Consider the following 2,647-nt stretch of genomic DNA (forward strand, 5'->3'; position numbering starts at 1 on the left):
CTGTATTGAATTGGCGTATGCTCCTGATTTGCTACTCTGGGGCAGAGGTAATGCTGTTTTTGCCTTCTTATTCATTGTGTTAATTTATTTTAATGAGTTTATGTTTAACAAGAGATTAGCCGTATAACACAGTATGTTTTCATCTTTAAAAAACCATCCCTTTGCTGTAGAGGCTTATTTTGAACAGTCTATCGTTCTCACTTTTGCATTTCCTAAAGAACATTTGGAGTACCTGATACCCGATTGTTTAAGTTTAGATACTTTTGCGCATAAATGGGCATTTATGGCTGTTGCACTTGTCAAAACAAAGGATCTAAGACCTAAAGGGTTCCCGAAAGTTTTAGGCAACGATTTTGTTTTAATAGGATACCGTATTTTCGTAAGATATACAAATAATGCAGGCAAGCGGCTTCGGGGATTATATATTTTAAAATCCGAGACGGATAAAAAAGTAATGGAATTTTTGGGTAATATGTTTTCCCGCTATAGTTACACAACAACTGATATTAATCTACAAAAAAAGGATGACAACTTGAAAATAACTTCAATTCAGTCAAATTTTTTTATCCATTTAGGTCTATCAGAAAACTTGGTCGATCTTCCTGGCAACTCTCCATTCATAGATTGGAAAGAAGCGAGAAAATATGCTGGTCCTTTGCCCTTCACCTTCTCCTATAATGCTCAAACTAAACAAGTATTAACAATTGAAGGTGTACGGCAAAATTGGAAACCAAGGCCCATTTCGGTACTTGATTACAATATTTCTTTTTTTGGTAAACTTGGCTTAAATAACGGCATATTGGCTAACGCCTTTGCCATTGATAATATTCCATATTACTGGAAAAAAGGGAAAATAGAGGAATGGGTAAACTAAGAAAGCCACTTCAAGGTACTTGGAACATTCTCAGGTTTAATTGGCATTTTTATCTTTTAACTGCCGGGTTTGTTCTATTGTTATGGTTGGTAAGATATTTCCTACCTACACCTTATCAACGAATTGTTTTTATCGTCATATTACTCCCCGCCGGAACTATAGTATCTTCCCTTGCAGTTTCCTTTTATGTGTATGATTTATCGGGTCTATATAGGCTTCGTTGGTTAGATCAAATAGATATTTCAGATAAACATCGACTTGTAAATATTCACGCTGGGTTCGATGAAACCAGTTCTTTGATACTACAAAAATATCCGGGTGTATTTTTGCAGGTATACGACTTTTACGATCCATTAAAACATACGGAGATTTCGATTAAGCGGGCAAGAAAAGTTTATTCAGCTTTTGAGGGAACGCTACTAATTGCCACTTCCTCAGTACCATTACCTAATGATTATGCTGATCATATTTTTTTGATTTTATCTGCTCATGAGATAAGAGATAAAGATGAACGAGACCACTTTTTTATTGAATTAAAAAGAGTGCTAAAGCCTAGTGGAAAAATTGTTCTATTGGAGCACTTGAGAGATGTTCCTAATTTTATTGCTTACAGCATTGGCTTTTTTCACTTCTTGTCGAGAACTTCCTGGTACAATACATTTCAAATTGCTGGACTAAGCATTGCGAAGGAAACCAAAATAACTCCGTTTATTACCAATTTCATTCTTGTAAGCGATGGAAAAACAAGTTAAGATAATTGGTTTTGTTTTAATCCTACTTGCATTTGTTCACAGTATTTTTCCTAAATACTTCAATTGGGTGAATGAATTGCGAAAAGTTAGTTTGATTAATAAGCAAATGATGTATGTACATACTTTCTTTATTGCTTTAATTCTTTTTCTGATGGGTATTCTATGCCTTACTTCTTCAGTAGATTTAATTGAAACAAAATTGGGTCAGAGAGTATCCTTAGGATTAGGCATATTTTGGATTGCAAGACTTTTTGTCCAATTTTTCGGGTACTCTTCAAATCTTTGGAAAGGTAAAAAACCGGAAACTACAGTTCATGTTGTATTCTTGCTACTATGGATGTATTTGGCGACATTATTCTGCTTGATATATTATAAGGGTTATTAAGTGCCGTTTCTTGTCGTGGGTTCCGATAATATCAGCGCAATTTTCATAGAAATTATTATAACCTCTAGCCTCGGTCTTTTTGGCTTAATAGTTTGACTAATATGTTTGGCATTGCATAAGATAAGCATCTTCATTTAGCTGATTATATTTCTATGTGATTCTAATATTAAGAGGTTATAGAGATAGTGGAGTCGGAGGGGACAAAATGATTAATCATCACTAACAGCAAATTATTACCTTTGCCGCTATGAAGCTCGTTAATGAAACCTGGCATCTGTTTAAAAAGGAAATTTTGCTGGAGTGGCGATCAAAATATGCTTTTAATGGTGTTTTGTTGTATGTAGTATCAACGGTATTTGTTTGTTATATTTCATTTAACCTAACCCCGGGCTTTAGCGGCAGCAGTGGTTACGCGGTGGTATGGAATGTTTTGTTCTGGATCATTATGCTGTTTGCATCAGTTAATGCCATTGCCAAAAGCTTTATGCAGGAGAGCAAGAGCCGTTTGCTTTACTATTACTCTATAGCAAGTCCGCAGGCCATTATCCTCTCAAAAACTATTTATAACATCCTGCTAATGTCGTTACTGAGTGTGTTGGCTTTAGGAGTATATATGATATTTTTCACCAATACACT

At 35.0% G+C, this 2,647-nt stretch carries 4 protein-coding genes; all 4 read left to right on the forward strand.

Annotated features, from left to right (window positions below; genetic code table 11):
• Positions 1-133: 133 nt before the first annotated feature.
• Positions 134-874: a DUF2071 domain-containing protein gene (locus AC1DRQ_RS30625; protein ID WP_477429771.1), complete on the forward strand. Its 741-nt coding sequence runs from the start codon at positions 134-136 to the stop codon at positions 872-874.
• Positions 862-1,626 (forward strand): class I SAM-dependent methyltransferase, encoded by a 765-nt coding sequence (locus tag AC1DRQ_RS30630; RefSeq protein WP_477429773.1) that lies wholly within the window; start codon positions 862-864, stop codon positions 1,624-1,626. Before AC1DRQ_RS30625 ends, AC1DRQ_RS30630 begins: the two co-directional genes overlap by 13 nt.
• Positions 1,610-2,011, forward strand: coding sequence for a hypothetical protein (locus AC1DRQ_RS30635; protein WP_477429775.1), 402 nt, complete (start codon positions 1,610-1,612; stop codon positions 2,009-2,011). The genes AC1DRQ_RS30630 and AC1DRQ_RS30635 overlap by 17 nt, the downstream gene beginning before the upstream one ends.
• A 247-nt stretch (positions 2,012-2,258) precedes the next feature.
• Positions 2,259-2,647, forward strand: a 389-nt coding sequence (locus AC1DRQ_RS30640) for a heme exporter protein CcmB (RefSeq protein WP_477429777.1), incomplete at its 3' end; no start/stop codon positions are given.

It is taken from the genome of Mucilaginibacter sp. P4_E8 (genome assembly GCF_056401495.1).